General features: G+C 67.8%; 16 protein-coding genes and 1 pseudogene. 13 read left to right on the top strand and 4 right to left on the bottom strand.

Going from position 1 to position 20,156, the window contains the following annotated elements; genetic code table 11:
- Positions 1-249 precede the first annotated feature (249 nt).
- The 4 genes and pseudogenes from AB0F62_RS37620 to AB0F62_RS37605 all read left to right on the top strand — a co-directional run.
- Positions 250-984, top strand: a pseudogene (locus tag AB0F62_RS37620) (IS256 family transposase); the annotation flags it as partial.
- 699 nt (positions 985-1,683) lie between these two features.
- The gene (locus AB0F62_RS37615) at positions 1,684-2,355 is read left to right on the top strand and encodes a replication/maintenance protein RepL (RefSeq protein WP_361810119.1); all 672 of its coding nucleotides are present in this window, start codon (positions 1,684-1,686) and stop codon (positions 2,353-2,355) included.
- 20 nt (positions 2,356-2,375) lie between these two features.
- Positions 2,376-2,762: a helix-turn-helix domain-containing protein gene (locus AB0F62_RS37610; protein ID WP_361810117.1), complete on the top strand. Its 387-nt coding sequence runs from the start codon at positions 2,376-2,378 to the stop codon at positions 2,760-2,762.
- 384 nt (positions 2,763-3,146) lie between these two features.
- The gene (locus tag AB0F62_RS37605) at positions 3,147-3,470 is read left to right on the top strand and encodes a hypothetical protein (RefSeq protein WP_361810115.1); all 324 of its coding nucleotides are present in this window, start codon (positions 3,147-3,149) and stop codon (positions 3,468-3,470) included.
- A 537-nt stretch (positions 3,471-4,007) separates the two neighbouring features.
- Here AB0F62_RS37605 and AB0F62_RS37600 read toward each other — a convergent pair.
- The 3 genes from AB0F62_RS37600 to AB0F62_RS37590 form a co-directional block, all read right to left on the bottom strand.
- Positions 4,008-4,700: a hypothetical protein gene (locus tag AB0F62_RS37600; protein WP_361810113.1), complete on the bottom strand. Its 693-nt coding sequence runs from the start codon at positions 4,698-4,700 to the stop codon at positions 4,008-4,010.
- Between the two features lie 95 nt (positions 4,701-4,795).
- Entirely contained in the window at positions 4,796-5,632 is an 837-nt protein-coding gene (locus AB0F62_RS37595) for a sulfotransferase (protein WP_361810111.1), read from the bottom strand.
- Between the two features lie 407 nt (positions 5,633-6,039).
- A complete protein-coding gene (locus AB0F62_RS37590) occupies positions 6,040-6,723 on the bottom strand; it encodes a helix-turn-helix domain-containing protein (RefSeq protein ID WP_361810109.1) in 684 nt (227 codons plus the stop codon).
- Positions 6,724-8,228: 1,505 nt separating this feature from the next.
- On the opposite strand from AB0F62_RS37590, the gene AB0F62_RS37585 reads away from it, so the two are divergent.
- The gene (locus AB0F62_RS37585; RefSeq protein WP_361810107.1) at positions 8,229-8,789 is read left to right on the top strand and encodes a hypothetical protein; all 561 of its coding nucleotides are present in this window, start codon (positions 8,229-8,231) and stop codon (positions 8,787-8,789) included.
- A gap of 270 nt (positions 8,790-9,059) precedes the next feature.
- Entirely contained in the window at positions 9,060-10,877 is a 1,818-nt protein-coding gene (locus AB0F62_RS37580) for an acyl-CoA dehydrogenase (protein WP_361810105.1), read from the top strand.
- Between the two features lie 60 nt (positions 10,878-10,937).
- Here the strand turns inward: AB0F62_RS37580 and AB0F62_RS37575 are convergent, their stop codons facing one another.
- Complete coding sequence (locus AB0F62_RS37575; protein WP_361810103.1) at positions 10,938-11,633, bottom strand: helix-turn-helix domain-containing protein; 696 nt, start codon at positions 11,631-11,633, stop codon at positions 10,938-10,940.
- A 772-nt stretch (positions 11,634-12,405) separates the two neighbouring features.
- Between AB0F62_RS37575 and AB0F62_RS37570 the strand changes: the two genes are divergently transcribed.
- The 7 genes from AB0F62_RS37570 to AB0F62_RS37540 all read left to right on the top strand — a co-directional run bounded on the left by AB0F62_RS37570 (position 12,406) and on the right by AB0F62_RS37540 (position 19,912).
- On the top strand, positions 12,406-13,602 hold the full coding sequence (locus AB0F62_RS37570; RefSeq protein ID WP_361810101.1) for a pyridoxal-dependent decarboxylase: 1,197 nt from the start codon (positions 12,406-12,408) through the stop codon (positions 13,600-13,602).
- Between the two features lie 888 nt (positions 13,603-14,490).
- Positions 14,491-14,829, top strand: a complete 339-nt coding sequence (locus AB0F62_RS37565; RefSeq protein WP_361810099.1) for a hypothetical protein — start codon at positions 14,491-14,493, stop codon at positions 14,827-14,829.
- A 585-nt stretch (positions 14,830-15,414) separates the two neighbouring features.
- A complete protein-coding gene (locus AB0F62_RS37560) occupies positions 15,415-16,518 on the top strand; it encodes an SH3 domain-containing protein (RefSeq protein ID WP_361810097.1) in 1,104 nt (367 codons plus the stop codon).
- A gap of 4 nt (positions 16,519-16,522) precedes the next feature.
- Entirely contained in the window at positions 16,523-16,996 is a 474-nt protein-coding gene (locus tag AB0F62_RS37555; RefSeq protein ID WP_361810095.1) for a TIGR00730 family Rossman fold protein, read from the top strand.
- On the top strand, positions 16,990-18,171 hold the full coding sequence (locus AB0F62_RS37550; RefSeq protein ID WP_361810093.1) for an MFS transporter: 1,182 nt from the start codon (positions 16,990-16,992) through the stop codon (positions 18,169-18,171). The genes AB0F62_RS37555 and AB0F62_RS37550 overlap by 7 nt, the downstream gene beginning before the upstream one ends.
- A complete protein-coding gene (locus tag AB0F62_RS37545; protein WP_361810091.1) occupies positions 18,168-18,860 on the top strand; it encodes an HAD-IA family hydrolase in 693 nt (230 codons plus the stop codon). The genes AB0F62_RS37550 and AB0F62_RS37545 overlap by 4 nt, the downstream gene beginning before the upstream one ends.
- Before the next feature lie 683 nt (positions 18,861-19,543).
- Positions 19,544-19,912: a hypothetical protein gene (locus AB0F62_RS37540; protein WP_361810089.1), complete on the top strand. Its 369-nt coding sequence runs from the start codon at positions 19,544-19,546 to the stop codon at positions 19,910-19,912.
- The last annotated feature ends 244 nt before the right edge of the window (positions 19,913-20,156 follow it).

The raw sequence follows: 20,156 nt of genomic DNA, 5'->3' as shown, positions 1-20,156 counted from the left end.
TGGTCACAATGCGCCGGCTACGGGCCGTCGTGAGGTCGTGGGTACGGGCAGGCAGGGCGCGGCAGATCCACAGGGTTTCCTTGCGGGTCGGCGATGCCTTGAGGTTTCACACTATGGCAGCGTCGGGATCGGGTCTCTTGGAGTGGCGTAACTCTGGGATGGTCTTGGTGAGGCCCCTGGCGTGGGGCGGGCCATCGTGTGACGGTCAGCGAGATCCGACCAAGGTTCTCGACGCGAAGGACGCACACGATGGCTCTCGACCAGTCTGCCCTGTTGGAGTCACTGCGCGCATCGGACAGTGACGACGTGATCCGCCGCGCCCTGCAGGCCGTGCTGCAGGCATTGATCGAGGCGGAGGCAACCGCGGTGATCGGTGCGGCCCCGCATCAGCGCACCCCGGAACGGACCACACAGCGCAATGGCCACCGCGAGCGGCTGCTGACCACCGCGGCCGGCGACATCGAATTGCAGATCCCCAAACTGCGGGCCGGCTCGTTCTTCCCCTCCCTCCTCAAGCGCCGCCGACGCATCGACCAGGCCCTGTTCGCCGTGGTGATGGAGGCCTACCTGCACGGGGTGTCCACCCGCGCGGTCGACGACCTGGTCAAGGCCCTCGGCGCGGACAGCGGCATCTCCAAGTCGGAGGTCTCACGGATCTGCGCGGGCCTGGACGAGGAAATCCGGCTGTTTCGTGAGCGGCCGCTGGGCCACACCACCTTCCCGTATGTGTTCCTGGACGCTACCTACTGCAAGGCCCGGGTCAACCACCGGGTGGTCTCTCAGGCCGTGGTGATCGCCACCGACGTCAGTGCTGACGGACGCCGCGAGATCCTCGGCTTCGCCGTCGGCGACAGCGAGGAAGCCGTGTTCTGGACCGGTTTCCTACGCTCCTTGCGCATCCGCGGCCTGACCGGGGCCCAGCTCGTGATCTCCGACGTCCACGCCGGGCTGACCAGCTCCATCCGCAAGATCTTCATCGGTACGGTATCGGGTCGTTCCCGGTGGTGGCAGGTGGCCGGTTTGTTGGAGCAGGGACTTGCCCCGGGGGTTTGGGTTGCACCTGCGGTGGTCAACCGGCGGCGGAGATGGTTGTGGGTTCTCATCGACTATTGCTGCGGATCGTGATCCCAGGGCCTCACGCCGGCCCTGGACCCCGCGCCAGCGCCCAGGCGGCGCTGGACCCGCCAGAGCTGCCGCCTGCTCTGCGCTCCGGTCGCAAGCTCCCTACGCGCACCAGAGGCCCAGGGGGGCCTCCTGAGCAGTTGCCCCCGAACCTGGTGCTGAGGTTGTACTGGGGCCAGGAGTGTCCAGAACAGCGTTTATCAGTTTGAACTCGGTCGAGCCAGATGATTGTGGTCACTGTGGTTCGATCCTGGCAAAGGCGTCACACGGTATATCGGAGACAAACCATAAGACATCGGCGGGGACCATTGCCCAGCCACGATGGTGAGCAACTTTTTAGTAAGAGGTTTGGCAGCGATTCAGGCTTCTGACCTGCTGGTTTACATATGCAAATGTCGGTCTTCGCCGACATATCGGCGTTGCCAAGGTGCCATTGCGCCAGACACTTCTTCCACAAACTTCGCACCGTTGCGAAGTTTGTGGACCGGCTTCGCAACGGTGCGAAGTGCTCGGGTGGTGGCAGCGTGACGTGATCGACTCGGAGGTCTCTCGGGAATGTCGGTGGCCGCCGACAAAAACTTCGCGACACGGCGAAGCATTCATCGCACTGGTGCGAAGTTTTCGCTAGTGTGCTGCTTACCTGAACGCGAAAGGATCATGCCGGTGCCAGAACCTGCCCGCCCGCTTCGTCGCAGAGGGTCACCCTCTCCAGCACCACTGCAGCCAGCCGGGCATGAACACCACACTGATCTGGCTGCTGAGATCGCTCACCGTTATGCCGGGACGCTGCCGAGCCGGGTGTACGAGGCCAGGACGGTCTTCTACCGTCGTGCTCCGCACGACATGCTCGGCAAGGACGGGTACAGCCTGGTTTCAAACTTCTTCGCCCGGCACGTTCTGCCTCAAGCCCTGATGAGCGGGCGGATCACCAAACTTCAGGCTGCGGTGCTCTCGAATCTCATCGGCCGGCAGGAGAGGGGACTCATCCAAGCCACGCAACAGGAACTTTCAGAGGAGATTGGTGCAGGTCGGACCAGTGTCGGCCCAGCGCTCAACGCTCTGTGCGAGATGAACTTGGTGCGTAAGCTTAAGCGGGGGCAGTACCAACTGAACCCCACGATCGCGTACAACGGTAATGGCGACACCCACGCCGCCCTGCTGGGGGAACTGCGTAGCCTGGACCTCGACGGTTTCCCTGACGAACTGCACCTGTTCCCTCTCGACCAGGCCTGACGAAAGGACCAGCGAGCCACATGCTGATGGCCACGGATCTGTTCGCTATGCTGCCTCGCCTGGAGCTGACGCCCACGGCGGTCAATGTGCTTGCCGTCATGGTGGGCAAGCAGCAGCCGGGCGGTGCCGTCCCCGTCACCCAGGCCGAGATCGCCGAGGAACTCGACATCCTGCCCTCGGTGGTCAGCCGTGCGATGGCGCTGTTGTCCGACCGCGGTCTGGTCATTCGGCCCGGCCGTGGGCACCGCTACTCACTCAACCCGGCCATCGCTGGATACGCCAGCGAGCAGGAGATGGGCACCACCTTGGGCAGGGCTGTCATCAACGGCACGCTGCCACCGATCAAGGTTCCGAATTACCAGAAGCGGCCCCCCAAAAAGTCGGGCCGACTTGCACCCGTCGCCTGATCGAAGCCCGGGAGAGCAGTACGGCCCCGGCGGGATTGCCGGGGCCTTCTGCACCTGAACGCGATATGCGCTTCCCCTAGTATGCCCGATACAGTGCCAGGTACAACTGAAAATTTCTATGACTTGATTCTGTAGTGTGTACACGGCGTCCTTGGTGTACTGGCCACTGCGAAGCGCCCCATGTGACAAGCCGCCCCTTTCTCCACACCGCAGCTCGCGCTGGACCCTGGCCCATACCGCACGCGCCTGGTCACCGGGGTAGCCAACCAGACATGAGCGGAGAGCAGCACGGCACAAGGCTGGCCGCTCACCGAGGCAATCCCGAGTTTCGCGGATGGCACGGTCGACTACGTCGACGACCAGGGAGGCGCACCCGACGGAATAGTGCTCGTCGTCCAGGAGGCCGACGCCACAGGCGTGATCGATCCGTTCGGCGACCGGGTTAGCGCGCAGGGTGCCATCCACAACGGCGTCTTCACGCTGGAGTACGAACGCCGCCTCGACGCCGAATACGACGTCGTCCAGGCCGACTTCGTCGGTGACTTCGGTGCGGCGCCGTCGGGCACCGGGACGCCGCTCTCGGTTGATGCTGTCATCACCCACACCGAGGTCACGTGCCACGCCATCACCCACGTCACCAGCGGCAGGCCCGCGAACTTGGAACGCGCCCGCGTCGTGCACAGCGAGACCTGGCCCAACCATCTGTAACCCCGTGCGCAGATGGCCGCGTCCGCGTCCGCTGCACTCTTCGCAACCTTCGCCGAACCGACCAGGGATGAGGAAGTCAACGACGTGGGTCGCCGGCTGCTGACGACCCTGGGCTACAGCCTCCTACGACAACGGCCGGCACAGGTCCCGGAAGAGGACAGGCACTGACGTCGTACGTCCTGCCGCGGCGCCCCGGCCCGTGCGGCATGGTAGGCGCCGGTCTTCCCTGCCACGACGAACGCTGACGTCCGGTCATCCCGCAGAGTCATCACCGCAGGTCGTGCTCTTGGACACGCCTCACCTGCCCGGCCCACTGGCTGATCGGTACTTCGTCCTTGCCGACCATGATTAGATGGTGTGGGTGACCGGACTCCCGTGCCAGGACGGTGTCATGCCCGGGGGCCGAGATCATCCCGTCCCGACAGGAAACGATCAGCGGTGTCTCATCACTCCGACCGAATTGGCGGGGCTGGCAGATTGCTGGTCTGGTCAGCTGTTCTCCGGAGGCTCGCTGGCCGTCACAGATTCGGTGTGCTGTCAGGAGTTGATGCCCCGGTGCATGAGCAATTCCCACGGTTCGCCGCCCGTGACCGCCAAGGAGATGTGCTCGCTGAAGCGGCGGCATGAGGCTTCCTGGGTTTCGTCCATCACGACGCCTTGGTTCGCCGCTGTGACCAAGTCGGGGATACAGCAGAGCAGGATGTCATCCGGTACCAGGTGAAGAACGTTCAGGGCGCGTTCAAAGTCTTCGACGCAACGCGCGGGCGGGGGCGTTCCGTTTTTCCTGGTGACGGACATGTCGCCTGCAACCTGCTGGAGCGAGTCGACAAGCTCGAGGTCGGCGCCGCTACTCAGGGCGAAGCGCAGGCGGTGGAGCAGGCAGGTGAGGTCGTTCAGGTCCTCGGGGGTGACGCTCAGGTGGTACAGCGGGGTGTGGCAGGAGCCGCTCAGGTCGCGCAGCACGTACCCCGTGTTGGGGTCGCCGGGGAAGAACGGTTCTCCCTGCTTTGTGCGTATCGCCAGGTTGCGCATGGGCTGCGGTAGGCCGCGGAAGATACGTTCCCAGGCTCGGTAGGCGGTGGTGACGAGGACCGGCCAGTCGAGACTCTCGTAGATCGGCGAGGGGTAAAGGGCCTGAGCGTGCAGTTCGAGGGAGTGAAGAAGAGGATCCTCCATGGCCATGAAGTGTGTGAGCCAGACCTGGTCGGCGGGCACGAGCCTGCGAAGCACGACGCGCTTCCTTTCGGTGGGGGACTGGCTGCGACCGAGCCTTGAGGGAGGCAACACGACGGGCGTACGTGACGGCGCCGGAGCGGTGACGGGCGTCAGATGCCGACGCGAACGGCGGGGGTCAACGCGTCACGGGGTGGGCCGGAGGTGAACAGGACTGTGATCAGCCGAGCGCCCGGGGATCGATCCAGGTGGGCGGTCATGGTGTTCACGGTGCCAGGGCCGTGCTGCGGGTGGTGGAGGGGGAGGGTTTCCTCCTCCCAACCCGTCGGGACCCGGCTCTGCGCGGCGAGGGCCTTCTGCAGGCGATCGTCGCCGCCGACCTCGTCACGGAGATCAGCTAGGTGCTGGGCGTGAGGGCTGCAGGTAGAGGCGAGCTCGAATCGGGCGAATAGGTAGGACGCCCAGGCCGTATCCCAGTCGGTCAGCACGTGGTCCCGGGCACGAGTATCCAGGAGCAGCCACCGCCAAAGGTTGGATGGCCTGGACTGTTGCGGGAACAGCGAAGCGAAAGCCGTGTTGCAGGCGGCGATCTCACCGTCCTGCTTGATCACGCAGGACATGGCGGCTTGGCCGTCGACGATGCGCTGCCACAGGGCGGATACCTCGTCGCGTGGGTTCAGCGCATGCGGTGGCCTCCTGCCCGGGAACAGGTCACGGTGTGCTCGGTAATAGTCTTCGTCGCTGAAACCAAGGAGTAAGCAGACACGCCGCAGGTATGTGGGCGACGGTACGAGCACACCGGACTCGAACTTTTGGTAGACGCCGGCGCCTCCTGCCAGAGCCTCGTCGAGGTCGGCTTGCCGCAGCGGCCTCGGTCCGTTTCGTGTCCGCGGGAGGGTCTTGAGGCCGATATCGGTCCGGGCTCGGCTTTTACGGTAATGCCGTAAGAGCACCTGATATTCGCGCCCGGCTGGCTTGGGTGGAGACATCCACTTACCTCCCCTTTCGTTGGAACGCCCGAATAGGCCGACTCGTGGAGCAACTGCAAGAGTCGGGCGGAGTGCCTTACCCGGCGAGCAGGGTCGAGTAGGATCCGATCAAACCACGCACCTGGTCGGTTTAGCGAGAGACTCTCGCAATCCTGTCTGATTTCTGAATGTTTGCGTAGTGCGATGCTCTCCCGGCGCGTGAGTTGCGGGCGATGCGCGGCGATCGTCTTCTGCCGGTTCCGCCGCACCCGGAGCGGGCGATTCTGCGGCCTTCCGTCGTTGGCCACTGGCGATCCCCGTGCCGTTGCCGAGTGGTCGGCGCCTGCGCCGGCCGACCTCACGTGACAGGTTTGATGCTGGGCGTGACGCATGCCAGAACCTGGTGAGGGTGGCCCCCTGGAGGGGCTTCAGTCCCCTTGCTGGCCCTCAGGTGCCTCCGCCTGTTCGAGGGCAGCTGCCTTCACCAGCCGTTCCCCGCGGTCGCTCGTGATGTCCATTCGGTTGATGGTCTCGGGGGTGGCGACGCCGCGCACCAGGATCTGGAACATCGCGGCGATGTCCTTCTCCAGTACGCCTGGGGTCCGCTCGTTGCGGAGCATGAGGTCGAGGCCGGTGAACGTGGCGACCCAGACTCGGCTGGTCTCCTCGTGGCTCACGCCGGGCAGCAGTTCACCCAATTCATCGGCCTGCCGCAGTAGATCGGCGACCAGCGGGATGTAGCCCCGCCACAGGGCGCCGAAGAACTCGTGGTCCTGTTCGGTGGCCAGCCTCGAGGCCGCGCGGACCTCGAAGATCCGAGGCGTGCGGTAGGCGAGCACCATGCCGGCGTCCACGATGTCCTGCAGCCGCGGGATCTGCCCGACAGCGGCTTCTTGAACGAAGCCGTGCTCCACCACGGCGGCGGCGATGGCCGCCTTCGAGGGGAAGTGGTGGTACAGGGCACCCTTCTTCACGCCCGCCGCATCCTGGATGTCGCGGATCGAGACCCTGTCGTAGGGCCGGTCGGCAAACAGTTGGCCAGCACCACGCAGGATCCGTGCACGGGTCTCGATCGCTCGCTGCTGAGGTCCCCGCTGTCTTGCCGCCTGCATCTCTTCCTCCTGGTGCTGTGCCGCACTGCGTTGCGTTCGGACGACGTCAGCCCGCCGGATGCCCCGGCCTCCACGCTGTCCCATCGTGCGCCCCATCAGGGCGCCGACCAGCCCACTTGTCAAGCACTGACCGAACGGGACGGGCTGACAGCCGCTGCGATCGGCTGCCGCTCATTATCCGAACCTCAACTGTGCCCAGTGCATCAACATTGAAATTCGTTGCCCTCCTGTGAATCATGATCCCGATCAAACCACGCGCGCGGTCGGTTTAGTGGGCGTGGATGAGGTCCGACTTCACGTGACCGGGGGTTCGCCATGCCAAGTCGTACGGAACCACAACGCAGTCCCTTACCTGCGCGCGATGGGCGGCACCGCCAAGAGCATTCCCCCTTGCACGCGAAGCACAGCACCCTCCCTGTCGCCAGGGAGCGAGAAGCTCCGGAAGCGTGCGGCCGCCCGAAGTCATCCGGGGCCAGCAGCCCGATACCGACGGTCTGCGACACCGTCGACGCCCCTCACAGAGGGCCTGCCTTCGATGTTGCCGGCCGTACCTGGTCCGGGGGTTGCGCCTGACCGCACGTTGAGCCGCTGTCACGGCAGTCTCCCCTGACTTCCAGGCCTGTAGTGCCCGCCGCGACGCTACAGGTCCATGTCGCGCTACCCCGAAACGGACTCCTGTGTCTTCCGCACCCCCCACCGCGAACGTCGCCCAGACCACCTCCGGACCGGCCGCACCGCCTTCGACGGATGCCGAACAGTGGCTCTCCGCGGTGTCCGGCCGGATTGCCCCCGACCCGTACTCCTGGATGCAGGCCGTGTGCTGGGCTCGCAACGCATCCGGCTACCGCGCCAATCGGGGCCATGGCCCCCAGCACGTCGGAGACACCACGGTGCGCGTCGCTGTCGAGCTCGCCCGCCTGGCCCCCTGTCGCCCGGGCGTCACCTATCTGATGCGGGTGCTGGAGCTGTCGCGACGCACTGTCCAGTACCACTTGGGCATCCTCCGTGAAAGTGGCCTGCTGGCCTACCGCGCCAAAGGCGCGCGGGTCTGCGGCGAAGGAGGCAAGGCATCGGAGTTCGTGTGGATCATCCCGGCCGCCTTCGACGCTGCTCTCGGGCTGACAACCCGTCCATGCGATCACCACATACGGGCCCTGACGGGCATAGCCGACCGCGGCCGCCCGCTGATGCGACGGCTGGCTCGCATGGCGCAGCGCGTCATGCGCCGGCCCCGTCGCCGGGCTCGCCGTCAGGACTTGCCGCGCGCATCGCCTTGCACCCCAATGGGGGGTGGTCCAGATGCTCTTCAAACTGCAGGACCTACCCCTGTCCCCCCTGAGAGCCAGATCGCCCGGGAAGCAGATCCTTCGCACCCCGTTCGTACAGCCCGACGCCGACCGCTCAACGCTGTCGGCCGCCGCTACCAGCTGGCCCGAGAGCTGATCGTCCGCGTGGACTGGCTCCAAGGCTGCGCCGTTGCCAGGGTCGCTTGGGTCGTACGCACGGTGGCCGACGCAGGCTGGAGTGCCGAAGAGGTCTGCGCCTGGCTGTATCTGCGGGGTGAGCCGGCTCGCGTGCGCCGGCCCTCGGGTCTGCTGGCCACACTGTTGGCCGGCGCCGAAATGATCCTCGACAGTCCGGCCAAGCGGGACGGGGCCGTCGACCAGGCGCAGGCCGGTGTGGAGGCCGCCCGGCGGCACGGCATCATGCGTGAACGCGACCGACACGAGCGCCACTACGGGAACTGGCTCATGCCGCGTAGCAACGCGGTCCGCCGATTGGTCGCTGCAGCAGTCCTGGCCCCTTCGGCAGCGGCCGGTGAACCGGACGCCCTGCCGGCGCGGCGAGGGCCTCAGGACCTGACGGCAGTGGAGCTGCGCGGGCTCAGGCGCGAGGCCCGGACGAACTTCCTCGCCGGGGACGTCTCCTTGGTGGCCTCAGCGGTCCGGGAACTGGGGCAGGAAGCCGCCGAGGGCCTGTATGGTGCCGAACTGGTTCACCGCGTGCTGCAGGTCGGCCGCGGCACCGCTTTGATGGTCCTGTCGCCTCCGAGGTCACGGCGGTGACACAGCGGTCGTACGTGTCTGGCTTCTCCGAGCAGCCTCGGTGGCGTGCCGTCAGGATCCGGCGATTCCAGGGGGCGTGCGCAACAGCCGGGACGCAACGCGGTAGCGTCGTCGGTCCGGCATCCTCGGGGCAGTCGCAGTGGCACCGCCGGCGGCCGCAACCGGTCGCTTGGAACCCCGCAGGCTGGGTAAATGCCACGCCACAGGCGCTGCCAATCGTGGCATTCATCATGCTGAGCAAGTCGATCACCTCCGATACCGTTCCGGAGCGTGAACTTTCAACTCGCGCCCCAAGAGGGCACAGCCGTCGCTGCACTCACCCAAGCGGTCTTCGACGATCAGTTCACCGAGCACCACGAGTACTGGCGCAAGCTCTTCAGCAACATCGCCTTCCGCTTCCGGGAAGGTCTGCTCCCGGAAGACCGCATCGCCCTGGCCTACGACCGGCTCCGACTGGTCAACGAGCACATTGCGGACCCCGAGGACCTCGTGACCGATGTCGCACGTCTGGCCGCGCTCCACGAATGGGCGGGCCCGGTCGACGCAGGCATGGCGACGATCATCTCCATCCACTACAACCTGTTTCTCGGCAGCCTCGTCGACCACGACGGCGACCGGCGGGACCTGCGCGAGTACCTCTCGATGCGCCGCATCGGGACCTTCCTGTGCACCGAGGCCGGCCACGGCAACAGCGCTTCCCAGATGGAGACCACCGCCATCTACCACCCGGACACCCGCACGTTCACCCTCCACACCCCCCACCCAGGGGCGCGGAAGTTCATGCCCAACACCAGTAGCGCCGGTGGCAGCAAAGCAGCCGTAGTCGCGGCCCGCCTGATCACGCAGGGTACCGACCACGGCATCTTCCTGTTTCTGGTCCCCCTCAGCGATGTCCAGGGTGAGCCGCTGCCCGGCATCCACATCAGCCGCCTGCCCCAGACGGCGACCAGCCCCGTCGACCACTGCGTCACCTCCTTCGACCATGTCCCCCTGTCGTTCGAGGCTCTGCTTCAGTCCGACCACGGGCGCCTCACCCCGGACGGCACATTCACCAGCGCCATCGGCAGCGCCCGCAAGCGGTTCCTCACCTCCGTCGGTCGGGTCACCAACGGCAAACTGTGCATGGAGGCCTACAGCCTGGGCGTGATGCGTCATGCCGTCACCGTTGCCGTTCGGCACGGCCACAGCCGACAGACCACTGGTGCCGTGGGGGGAGCAATGGTGCCGCTATTCGCACACCGCAGCCACCACGCCCCGCTCCTGGACGCGCTCGCCACCACCTACGCCGCGACCTTCCTGCACCGCACAGCCGTCAGAACGTGGGCCCAGGCCACCGCGGAGCAGCAGGAAGACAGCGAGCGCCTGACAGCCATCGCCAAGGGATGGGTGACCTGGAAGGCCCGCGAGGTTCTCACCGAGTGCCGAGAACGGTGCGGCGCTCAAGGGCTGATGCTGTCCAACGGGATCGCCTACCAGCTCGCGGCCAATGAGGGCACCATCACCGCTGAGGGCGACAACCTTGTCATCTGGGTCAAGGCCGCCGGCGAGCTGCTCCTGGGCAACTTCACTGCCCAGCCGGCCAGACAACTCCCGGCCGAAGACCGGGCTCTGTCCGACCCGGCCTTCCTCCAGGACCTGCTGGCCGACCTCGCCCGGATCTGGCACCAGCGTGCTCGCACCCGACTGCGCAGCGGCACGGCAGGCGGCCCGCTGGGACGCTGGAACCGCACCGTCACCCCGGCGCTGAAGCTGGTCGACGCCTATGCCCATCATCTCGCTGCCGTAGCGATGCGCGACGCCGCCAGCACCGCTGGCCACCCGGACGCGCGTACCCTTCTCGAGCAGGTCCACCGGCTGTTTGCACTCCGCCGCATAGCGGCCTATAGCGGCGATCTACTTGCCGAGAATCTGCTGACCGCATCCCAGGTGCGGCAGCTACCCGACGAGATCGAGAACGTTATCGACGCCCTCGCCCCGCATGCGATGACCCTTGCGGCAGGTTTCGCCGTGTCCGAGGACATCCTGAACGACCACCCCATCACCCATCAAGGCAGCGGAATGGTGCCGTGTAGCGTCGCCCAAAGATGAGATCGGTCCGCCGCTTGGTGCGGCGAACTGATGACCACTCGAGCGACTGCTGACAGACGTTCACCCGGCCTGGCGGGCGAGCCAGCGGGTGAGGTAGCCACTGATCGCACCGGCGGTCTCCATCACCGAGTAGACGTGGTTCTCCCGCGGCTTGCGCGCGAGAACGGACACCGCACCCACCACCGCGGATCCGCGCCGCAACGGCGCGGCCGTCGACGTCCAACCGGGCAAGGCAGAGCGCGCGCTGGCGTAGCCGTGGCGGCGGGTGCCACTGAGCGCTGGGCCGCCCTGGTCGTCCAGGCAGGCTCGGATCACCAGGCTGGCCGCGTCCGGATCGGTCCACAATGGTGCTTCCCACAAGGAAAGTCGCCGCTCCATGGGGGTGGCCAGGAGGTCTCTGCCGTGGGTGCCGAGCAATCGCTTGGTGCACATTCGCGTCGACTGCAGACCGACGACGGTGTGCAGCAGCACGACCTGCCCGGTGCGGGCTTGCAGTGACACCAGGGCCGCCGTGATGGGAGACGGGGTCCGTCCCGAGACGCGCATCGGCAGTTCCTCCAGGCCTCCCGGATCACCGAGCGGTTCCTCCGCGCACCGAGCGTAGTGCCCCCGCGGCTCCTCGCACGTTCGGACCCTGCCCTCTCTGACCAGGGCTTGCAGATAGCGGTGAGTCGTCGGCGAAGGAAGGTTGGCACGTGCGGCTATGTCGATCAAAGCGTGCGGCCCCGGCTCGCGCAGAGCGTTCAGTACGGCCATGGTTCGCCCTACCGTGTCAACGCGCTGCTGCGGCCGCGAAGCGAGAGTGGTGACCACCGGGAGACCCCCTTTAACAACCTGCTGCGATCAGATCCGTCCGGGGCGCGCCCCGCCGGTGGCCCGCACCGGGAACTCTTCGTTGTCCTGGCTCTGCGGGCAGGCTGTCGGGCAGACACCCTTGGCGTCGGGGACCCCGGTTGCGAGGCAGCCGCCGTCGCCCTAAACCGACCAGGCGCGCGGTTTGACGAGATCATCATTCACGGCTGTCACAGGAAAAACAATGTTGATCCGCTGTGCACACCCGCACTTCGGACCTCACGACTGCCGGGATGACCCATCGATACAGCCCATCATGCCGGTGAGTGAAACGCGGGCGACCCGCGTTCCGCCCGGTGAAAATCTGCGCCCCGGCGAGCACCGGCCAGTGGCACGCCAAGCGTTCCACCTGTACGAATGAGGAGTCTCCGAGCGTCCGGCCGCACTCCGGGCACCAGCGCGGGTATCGCTGCCGACCCCCGGCGAGCCCCGTGGCCGGCGGGGCGCCGCCTCACCCCGTCGGCGCCGCCCCGCCCTTACGATCCGCACTGCAGGCATTCTGTTGCACGGAATGCAACTACCCGGCGTTCCATCCGGTGAAATACCGGCGCCTTCACGGCAATCCGGCATTGCCTCCTGCCACGTGAGACAGACAGCGTGTGCGTCCACGAGAGCCCCAGACACCAGCGTGTCCGGGCACGACGGTTCACCTCCGGACACCGCGGGACGCCCCCACATGACGACCTACCTCCCCGACGCCCCAGCCGACGCGACGACTCTGCGCATTGGGGCCCTGCCGCACGATGCTCAGCGGGACACCGAGCATCTCCTGGACCGCATTGCACAACTGAAGCGGGCGTCGCCCGGGATCCTGGGCTACCCCGGCAACCGCGACTTCGACTTCTCCGCGCTCGGTTCGGCGTTGGCGGTGATTCCCAACAACGTGGGCGACCCCGATGACGGGGACGCAAGCGATGTCACCCACACCAAGGTCTATGAGCGCGAGGTCATCGCTTTCCTGACTCAAGTCGCCCACGGCGACCCCGACCATGTTTACGGCTGCTTCTGCAGCTCCAGCAGCGAGGGCATCCTCTTCGGCCTCTACACCGCCCGCCGCCGTCTGCCCCGAGCGCCGATCTACGCCAGCTCCCAAGCCCACTACTCCATCCGCAAAGCAGCCGATCTCCTGCGCACCGAACTGGTCACCGTGCCGTCCCGTCCGAACGGAACGATGGACCCCGATGCCCTCCACGACGCATGCGTCGCACGCCGCCGCCGGGACCTGCTCACCGGACGTTTGGCCCCGCGCGGAGCCATCGTCGTGGCCACCATCGGCTCCACCATGACCGGCTCCCTGGACGACCCGGTCCAGCTGCGGACAGCTGCGGCCGCCGCCGGCGAAGTGCACATCCACGCCGACGCCGCCTGCGGAGGACTCCTGGCCGCATTCGCCGAGAACCCCCGGCCCTGGGACTTCGACGCCGGCGTGGACTCACTCCAGCTCAGCACGCACAAAGTCCTCGGATCCCCGATCCCCGCAGGCGTGGTCCTGGCCCGTGCCGACCTGATACCCGCAGGGCGGGCCGGCGAGTACGTCGGCTCGGTCAGCGACCGCACCCTGGGCTGCTCCCGCAGCGGTCTCGCGCCGCTGCTCACCTGGGCCGCCCTCCGCCGGTTGGGCACCACCGGGCTGTGCGCACAGGTCCGCCGCTGCCAGGAGACCGCCGCCTACGCGATGCAGCGCCTCGAGGAGAGCGGTTGGCAGCCGTGGCGATTCGACGACTCCTCCATCACTGTGGTGTTCGACCGGCCGCCGCAGCACATCGTCGATCGATGGCACCTGGCCTGTGTCGGCGACCGATGCCACCTGGTTGCCGTCTCCCACGTCACCAGGACGTCCATCGACGCCCTGTGCGAAGAACTCCGCCTGTAGCGGCTCAATTTCCGTGGCGCAGGCTCACGATCTTGGCATCCGAACGCGGCCCCGGACAAGGAAACCGCAGTTCAGCTGACCGCCGACCGCGGCGGGCCTGCCGAGACCGCGCGGAAACGGCACGGCCGTGAGTCTGCCGACCGTGCCACCGACCTGAGGCGACGGAAGAGTCCATGGCCAGCCAGCCAGCCAGCCAGCCAGCCAGCCAGCCAGCCAGCCAGCATGGCCTGTGCCACGGGCCGCGAGCCCCTACATACGCCGCCGGCAGCGTCTTGCCATTCGTGGCGACTTCTATGGCGCAACCTCACGTGAATGTCGGGGTGCAGTTCAGCGATTACTTTGACCAGCAGAACCGGAAAGCGACGCGGAAGCCGAGAAAGTCAACGCACGGTACGGCGTGAGACACCGGGGTCACTGCGTCAAAGGCGAGAACAGCCGACACCCATCGCGCCCGCGCGGCTCTCAGTCGCTCCCCCAACTGCCCTGCACGTGGGCGGAGTCATGCCGGAGTCAGGTCGCCCAAGCGGGCGTCGGCACCCCACCTTCAGAAGCACGCAATCCCGGGGCGGCGCCCCTGCACGCCATACCGGAACACGAAATCCCGGCGCGTACCCGACCAATTTCGTTGCGTGAAAACGGAGAGCTCACGGTTCCGCTGGGTGAAAAAGACAGGCATCTGCAGGGCTTCTCGATTGCCGCCGCAATCGTCCTCACGATCGAGTGGCTTCGCGCGATTCCCAGCGGAGCCCTTCGGAACGCACCGAAGCCGAAGCCGACCGCAGCCATCGCTCTCCGCCTCTCTCACAAAGCGACTGCTGTGCAGCCCATCGCGGCGCGGGCGCAGCAGGGACGGGACTGTCAATGAAACTCAGCCGCAGTGTCGCAACGTTGGCCTCGCTGGCTGCTCTCATGGTCGGTGGCGGCGTCGCTCTTGCGCCGACCGCGTCCGCCGTCGATTCCAGCGCCTGCACCTACAACCCGACGGACGTCACCTACAAGATCAACGGTAACGGGGTGAACCTCCGGGTCGGGCCGTCCACGGGCTACTCGTCGCAGGGGCTGCTCTACAAGAGCGACGGCTACATCGTCAGGGTGCAGTGCTACGCCGCCAAGAATCAGTGGGCGTACGGCTACCTGATCAAGCGGAGCATATCCGGTTTGGCCAAGGGCCGGGCCGGCTGGGTCTCCAGCACGCTCCTCACCTGGGACCCCAGGACTTCCCTGTGACCGACCCCTGACGTCCCGCCCGACGCAGCCCTGCCCGGCACGACGTGCCGCTGACGCATCCCCTCCGCCAGGAGTTCCTTGCGATGACTCTGCCCGCAACGGCGCCACTGCGCCCGGTCACAACCCAGGCGTCTGCCGGCTGCCGCGCGGTGCTGCGCTCCCCGCACGTGGCCTGGCTGATGCTGGCCACACACGTCGGGCGGCTGCCGTGCGGGATGACTCCGGTAGCGCTGTGGTTCGTGGCTGCCGCCGACGGGGCGAGTCTGGCGCAGCGGGGGATGCTTGCCGCGGTGTACGGACTGGAGGCCGCGCTCAGTCAGCCACTTCTCGGGCGCGTGGCCGATGTGCGGGGGCAGATGTTGCCGCCGGCCGGCGGGGCGACGGCCTCTGCCGTGGCGCTGGCCGCTGTGGCGTTCCTGGATGCCACCAGGTGGCCCGCCGCCGTGTGCGTGGTGGTCGCGGGCGCTGCGAGCCCACCGCTGGAGTCGTGTCTGCGCGCTCTGCTGCCCGGCCTTCTCGAGCAACGGCCGGCTGCGGTGAAAGCGGCTTACGCGCTGGACTCCAGCGCGCAGGAAGGCGTAGTACGTGGTCGGCCCGCTCTTGGCCACGGTGCTGGCGACCACGATCTCACCGGGTGCCGCTCTGCTCACCGTCACCGCGGTGGGCTTGGCCGGTGCCCTCGCGGTCGCCACCTCGCAGCCCTCCCGCAACTGGCGGCCGCACCCCGGCCGCAGCCGCGACCTGATCGGTGCCCTACGACCGCCTGGGATGGCGGTGGTGCTGGTGGCCTTCATGTGCGTGGGTGTGGCGCTGGGGGCGCTGAACGTTGCGGCTGCCGCGTCAGCGGACCGGCACGACGCACTATGGCTGACCGGCGCCCTGCCGGCGGCGCTGTCGCTATCCGGGATCACCGGCAGCCTCGTGTACGGCCGCTGGGCCTGGCCCGGCAGCCGCACCGCCCACCTCCACGCTCTGGCCGCGCTATTCGCGCTCGAGTGGATCCCTTTGCTCGCGGACCCGCCCCCGGTCCTGGCGCTCGCTCTGATCGCTGCGCCCGGGGGGACTTTCCTTCCGTTGCTTACCGTCGGCTACCAGGCCGTCACCGACCTGGCCGCAGCTGGCACCATCACCGAGGCCATCGGCTGGCTGGTGTCCGTCATCAACTGCGGCCTCGCGCTCGGCACCGCCCTCGGCGCCCGCATCAACCCGGGCTTCCACCTGTGTGCAGCCGCAGCCCTCGCCGCCGCCCTGACCCCCCCTGACCCAACGCACCACCAACCCCGGATTTCACTCACGAGAGACGACATCATGCGACACAGCACCCGCGCCGTGACGCTGGCCGCCACCGCGGTTCCGCTCCTCGGCGGCAGTTTCGTCCTCGCGCCGACCGCGTCCGCCGTCGGCTCCAGCGCCTGCACGGCCAACGTGACCGACCAGGACGTCTGGCCGTACACCGACGGACTGCGCCTGCGAACCGGCCCAGGCACCGGTTACAGCATCAAGGGCCTGTTGTACGAGTCCGACCGGCTCACCGCCCGCTGCCGTAAGGGCACCTCCTGGTACGACATCTCGACCGACACCAAGACCCGCACCGGCATCGCCAAGGGCACATACGGGTGGGTCAGCGCCTCCTACCTGGACTTCCAGACCTGCACGGCCAACGCGCGCGCGTGTCCGGTCGACCGGTGACCCCATGATTCGGCGCTTCCCATACGGCGGCGCCCGCATCGGGCTGATGGCCGCGCTGGCCGACACCGCCCTGGCATCCGGCGGGCGGGTCACCGGCATCCTGCCCCAGGTCCTCAACCGCGTGGACATCGTCCATCCCGGCCTCACGCACCTGGAAGTCGTGGCCGACATGCCGGCCCGCAAGGCCCGGGTGTGTCAACTGGCCGACGCCTTCCTGGTCCTGCCCGGCGGGCTGGGCACCCCCGAAGAACTCGCCGAGATGTGGTCTTGGGCCCAACTCAACCTGCGCACCAGGCCGATCGCATTGCTCAACGCCGCGAGCTTCTTCAGCCCGCTACTGGATTTCCTCACCAGTGCCCGGCAAGCCGGGTTCCTCATTGCCCGCGACCGCGACCAGGTCCTCGTCGACACCGACCCCACCCAGCTGATCTCCGAGATCCTCGCCCACCTGACACCCGCCGAGGCCAACCCATGGTGACCACCACCCCCGCAGCCCTCGCCCCACCGAAGGCACCCCCCGTCGTGGCCCGGAGGCTGCTGACCGGCTATTTCGCCGCGCTCGGCGCAGTGATGGCCATCTGGGGCGCGCGGATGCCCGCCGTCCAGGCAGCCGCGCACCTCACCGCTGGCCGTCTGGCTCTGGTGCTGCTCGCGGCCGCCGCCGGCATGGTCGCCGGCCTCCACACCGGCGGGCGCATCGCCCAGCGGCACGGCCCCGCCCAGCTGCTGACCGCACCGGCCGTCGGCCTCGCCGCCGCGCTGGCCGCCCTCGGCGCCGGCCGTACCCTGCCGATACTGATCGCAGCCGCGCTCGTGTTCGGCGTCACCCACGGACTCCTCGACGTCGGCGTCAACGTCGCCGCGGTGCGCTGCCAGGACGCTTACGGCCGCAGCATCATGTCCTCCCTACACGCCGGCTTCAGCGTCGGCGCGCTCTTCGGGGCAGTTGCGGCCGCCGCCACCGCGCACACCTCCCACGGACGCGTCTTCCTCATCGCCGGCTTGACGGCCGCCGCCGTGGCGCTACTCACCGCGTCAGCCGTCCGCAGCATCACGGCCCTCACCCCGCTTCGGCCGCACACGCAGGACACGCCCGAACCCTCCGACCCGGGCCACAGCCGAACCGGGCTGTGGCTGCTCGGAGCGTTGGCCGCCGCCTGCCTATTTGGCGAGGGCGCGGCCGCCGACTGGTCCGCGGTACACCTGCACGGACTGCACTCCACCGCCGCAGTGTCGGCAGCGGCCTACGCGCTCTACAGCGCCGCCATGGCTACCGGCCGCCTCGCCGGAGACCGCCTCACCACCCGCTACGGAGCACCCGCCCTGGTCCGCACAGGCGCCTTGCTCGCCACCGCAGGCCTTGGCACCGGGCTCCTGGTCGGCACGCCGTGGGCCGCACTGATGGGCTGGGCCTGCCTGGGGCTCGGCCTTTCCACCACGGTGCCCGCCCTGATCACCGCCGCAGGACGGCACGGACCGCGCGCCGTCGCCGCTGTCACCACCACCGGATACGTCGGCCTGCTCGCAGGGCCAGCCGCCATCGGCGCTCTCGCCTCCCTCACCGGCTCCCTGCCGGTCGCTCTCGCACTGCCCGCCCTGATTGCGGCCGCCGTTGCCGCAGCCTCCCGACATGCCCTGGAGAACCCCCGATGACCCCCCACCTCCCGGCCAGCGAACTCCAAGCCGTAATCCTCGATTTCAATGGCGTAATCGGCGTACAGCCGACCGCCAAAGCCTGGGACCGCCTTGCCCAACTGGCCGGATGGCCCGCCGACCGCACCCACCAGTTCATGCGGGCGTTCTGGGCAAGGCGCAGTGGCTACGACGCCGGCGTCATCACCAACGCCCAGTTCTGGTCCTCCGGCCTGGTGCTGCGCACCGACCGCGCCTTCGCCGACCTGTTGCCCGACCTCATCGCCACCGACGTCGCGATGTGGACCACCGTCGACCCCGCCGTCATCAACCTGCTGCGCTCCGCCCACCGCGCGGGCACCCGCCTGGTCCTGCTCAGCAACGCGCCTCACACCCTGGCGGACGCACTCGACCTCGCAGAGTGGTCCTGCAGCCTGATGTCCCGCACCGTCTACAGCGCCCGCATCGGGGTCAACAAGCCCGCCGTCAAAGCGTACGAGGCCGCCCTCGCGGCGGCCGAATATCCCGCGCCGGGCCGGACCCTGTTCGTCGACGACCGCACCGAGAACTGCGCGGCCGCCGCCCGGCTCGGCATGCGTGCGCTGCACTACACCGGCAACTTCGCCGACCTCGCACGGTACCTCCCCCAACTGCCCCCCGCACCGGCCGTGGCCCGGTCCGTCAGCTCCGCATCATCGGCCGCCGCCTGACCCCCGACCCGCGCATACGAGCCAGGCGCGACCAAGGCCCCCACCCTGACCGCGCCCGGCTTCTATCACTTGCTGGTTGCCGGACCGCTGAGCTCCGGCTTCTGTCGAACCCGTTCGCGAGTTCCCCGATCACGAACGAAGGGTCTCGCCACCCGGGTCGTAAGTGTCTTGGACACCACCATGGACCCACCCGTCGTGCACGTGGCATCTGGCGGGAAGAACGACTGGATCTTCTGGGAGCGCGGAACGGACAAGGTCGGCCACCCGCTGACCCGCAGCTTGGTTGCCGCAGGCGGATTCGTCGAGCGCCCCGACGGCGTATGCCGGGACCCTGCGTCAGGCGTGACGATGGCCGATGTGTACCGGTTGATGGGCGAGCACTACGGGCTGATGCTGCCGCGGCGGGCGATAACCGAGCAGCGCCTGCCGCACGCGTTCACAGAGCCCAGAGTGATGGTGCGCCCGCGGGCCCACTGCCTGATCTGCGGCGAGAAGAGAATGCTGCCGTATGGCAGCGGTTCTTGGGGGGCCAGGGGAGTACCGGCTGGTCTGCATCTATTACAGAGTTCCCTGCATACCCGGCTACCCGCCGGGAGGATGCCCCGGAGAGATCAGCGGGCCGATGCTGGCTGGCGCAGTGCATGAGGAGCCAACTTCTGTGACGCGGCCACTCTGGGTGACATGTGGACTCCTTTGAGCTGTACGCGAAGTCGCCCGAAAATGGTCCGTGGGCAAGACCGCTGGGCTGGCAGTTCGAGGCCGTGGAAGAGGTCGCGTCCCAGGTGAAGGAGCTGTTGATTCCGCCAATCGCGGACGTCGCGGTGCTGTCGGTGGACGTGAACATCGAGATCGTGCGCGTTGATGCGCAGTGCATCGCGGACGGCGCTGAGTGCCCGGTCTGCGGAGTCTGGTCAAGCCGCGTTCATGGTTCCTGCCTGCGGTTTCCCGCTGATGTGCCGATCGGTGGCCGCAGTTCTTCGCTGGAGGCGCCACCGCCGACGCCCCGCAGGCCAGCCAGGTCGCGGACCAGTGGCACCTCTGGCACAACCTGAGTGAGGCCGCCGATGTGCTTCCGGGGTGCCGTGGGCTGCCGAGTCATGAGAGTGTTGCCCTTGGCTACAGCGTGTGACAGAAGATTCAGGAGGGGCCACCGGTCGTGGAGGGGGCAGTACAGGAGACCGAGCAACTGGGGCGTGCTCAGCGGATCCTGATCGGTGTGGTCGTCACCGGCGCGGTGGTCATCGCCGCGATCGGCTTCGCGGGCTCGTACGCGGCCGTGCGCGAGCTGGCGCTGCG

The organism is Streptomyces sp. NPDC026673 (assembly GCF_040638135.1).
Classification (GTDB): domain Bacteria; phylum Actinomycetota; class Actinomycetes; order Streptomycetales; family Streptomycetaceae; genus Actinacidiphila.
Note: the sequence above shows the minus strand (reverse complement) of the source record. Positions and strands in the feature narration are given on the sequence as shown.

Excerpts from the sequence above, each read along its gene's own strand:
- AB0F62_RS37545 (WP_361810091.1), top strand. The coding sequence starts at position 18,168 with ATGACCCCCCACCTCCCGGCCAGCGAACTCCAAGCCGTAATCCTCGAT.
- AB0F62_RS37610 (WP_361810117.1), top strand. The coding sequence starts at position 2,376 with ATGCTGATGGCCACGGATCTGTTCGCTATGCTGCCTCGCCTGGAGCTG.
- AB0F62_RS37575 (WP_361810103.1), bottom strand. The coding sequence starts at position 11,633 with ATGGCCGTACTGAACGCTCTGCGCGAGCCGGGGCCGCACGCTTTGATC.
- AB0F62_RS37595 (WP_361810111.1), bottom strand. The coding sequence starts at position 5,632 with ATGTCTCCACCCAAGCCAGCCGGGCGCGAATATCAGGTGCTCTTACGG.
- AB0F62_RS37590 (WP_361810109.1), bottom strand. The coding sequence starts at position 6,723 with ATGCAGGCGGCAAGACAGCGGGGACCTCAGCAGCGAGCGATCGAGACC.
- AB0F62_RS37555 (WP_361810095.1), top strand. The coding sequence starts at position 16,523 with ATGATTCGGCGCTTCCCATACGGCGGCGCCCGCATCGGGCTGATGGCC.
- AB0F62_RS37550 (WP_361810093.1), top strand. The coding sequence starts at position 16,990 with ATGGTGACCACCACCCCCGCAGCCCTCGCCCCACCGAAGGCACCCCCC.
- AB0F62_RS37570 (WP_361810101.1), top strand. The coding sequence starts at position 12,406 with ATGACGACCTACCTCCCCGACGCCCCAGCCGACGCGACGACTCTGCGC.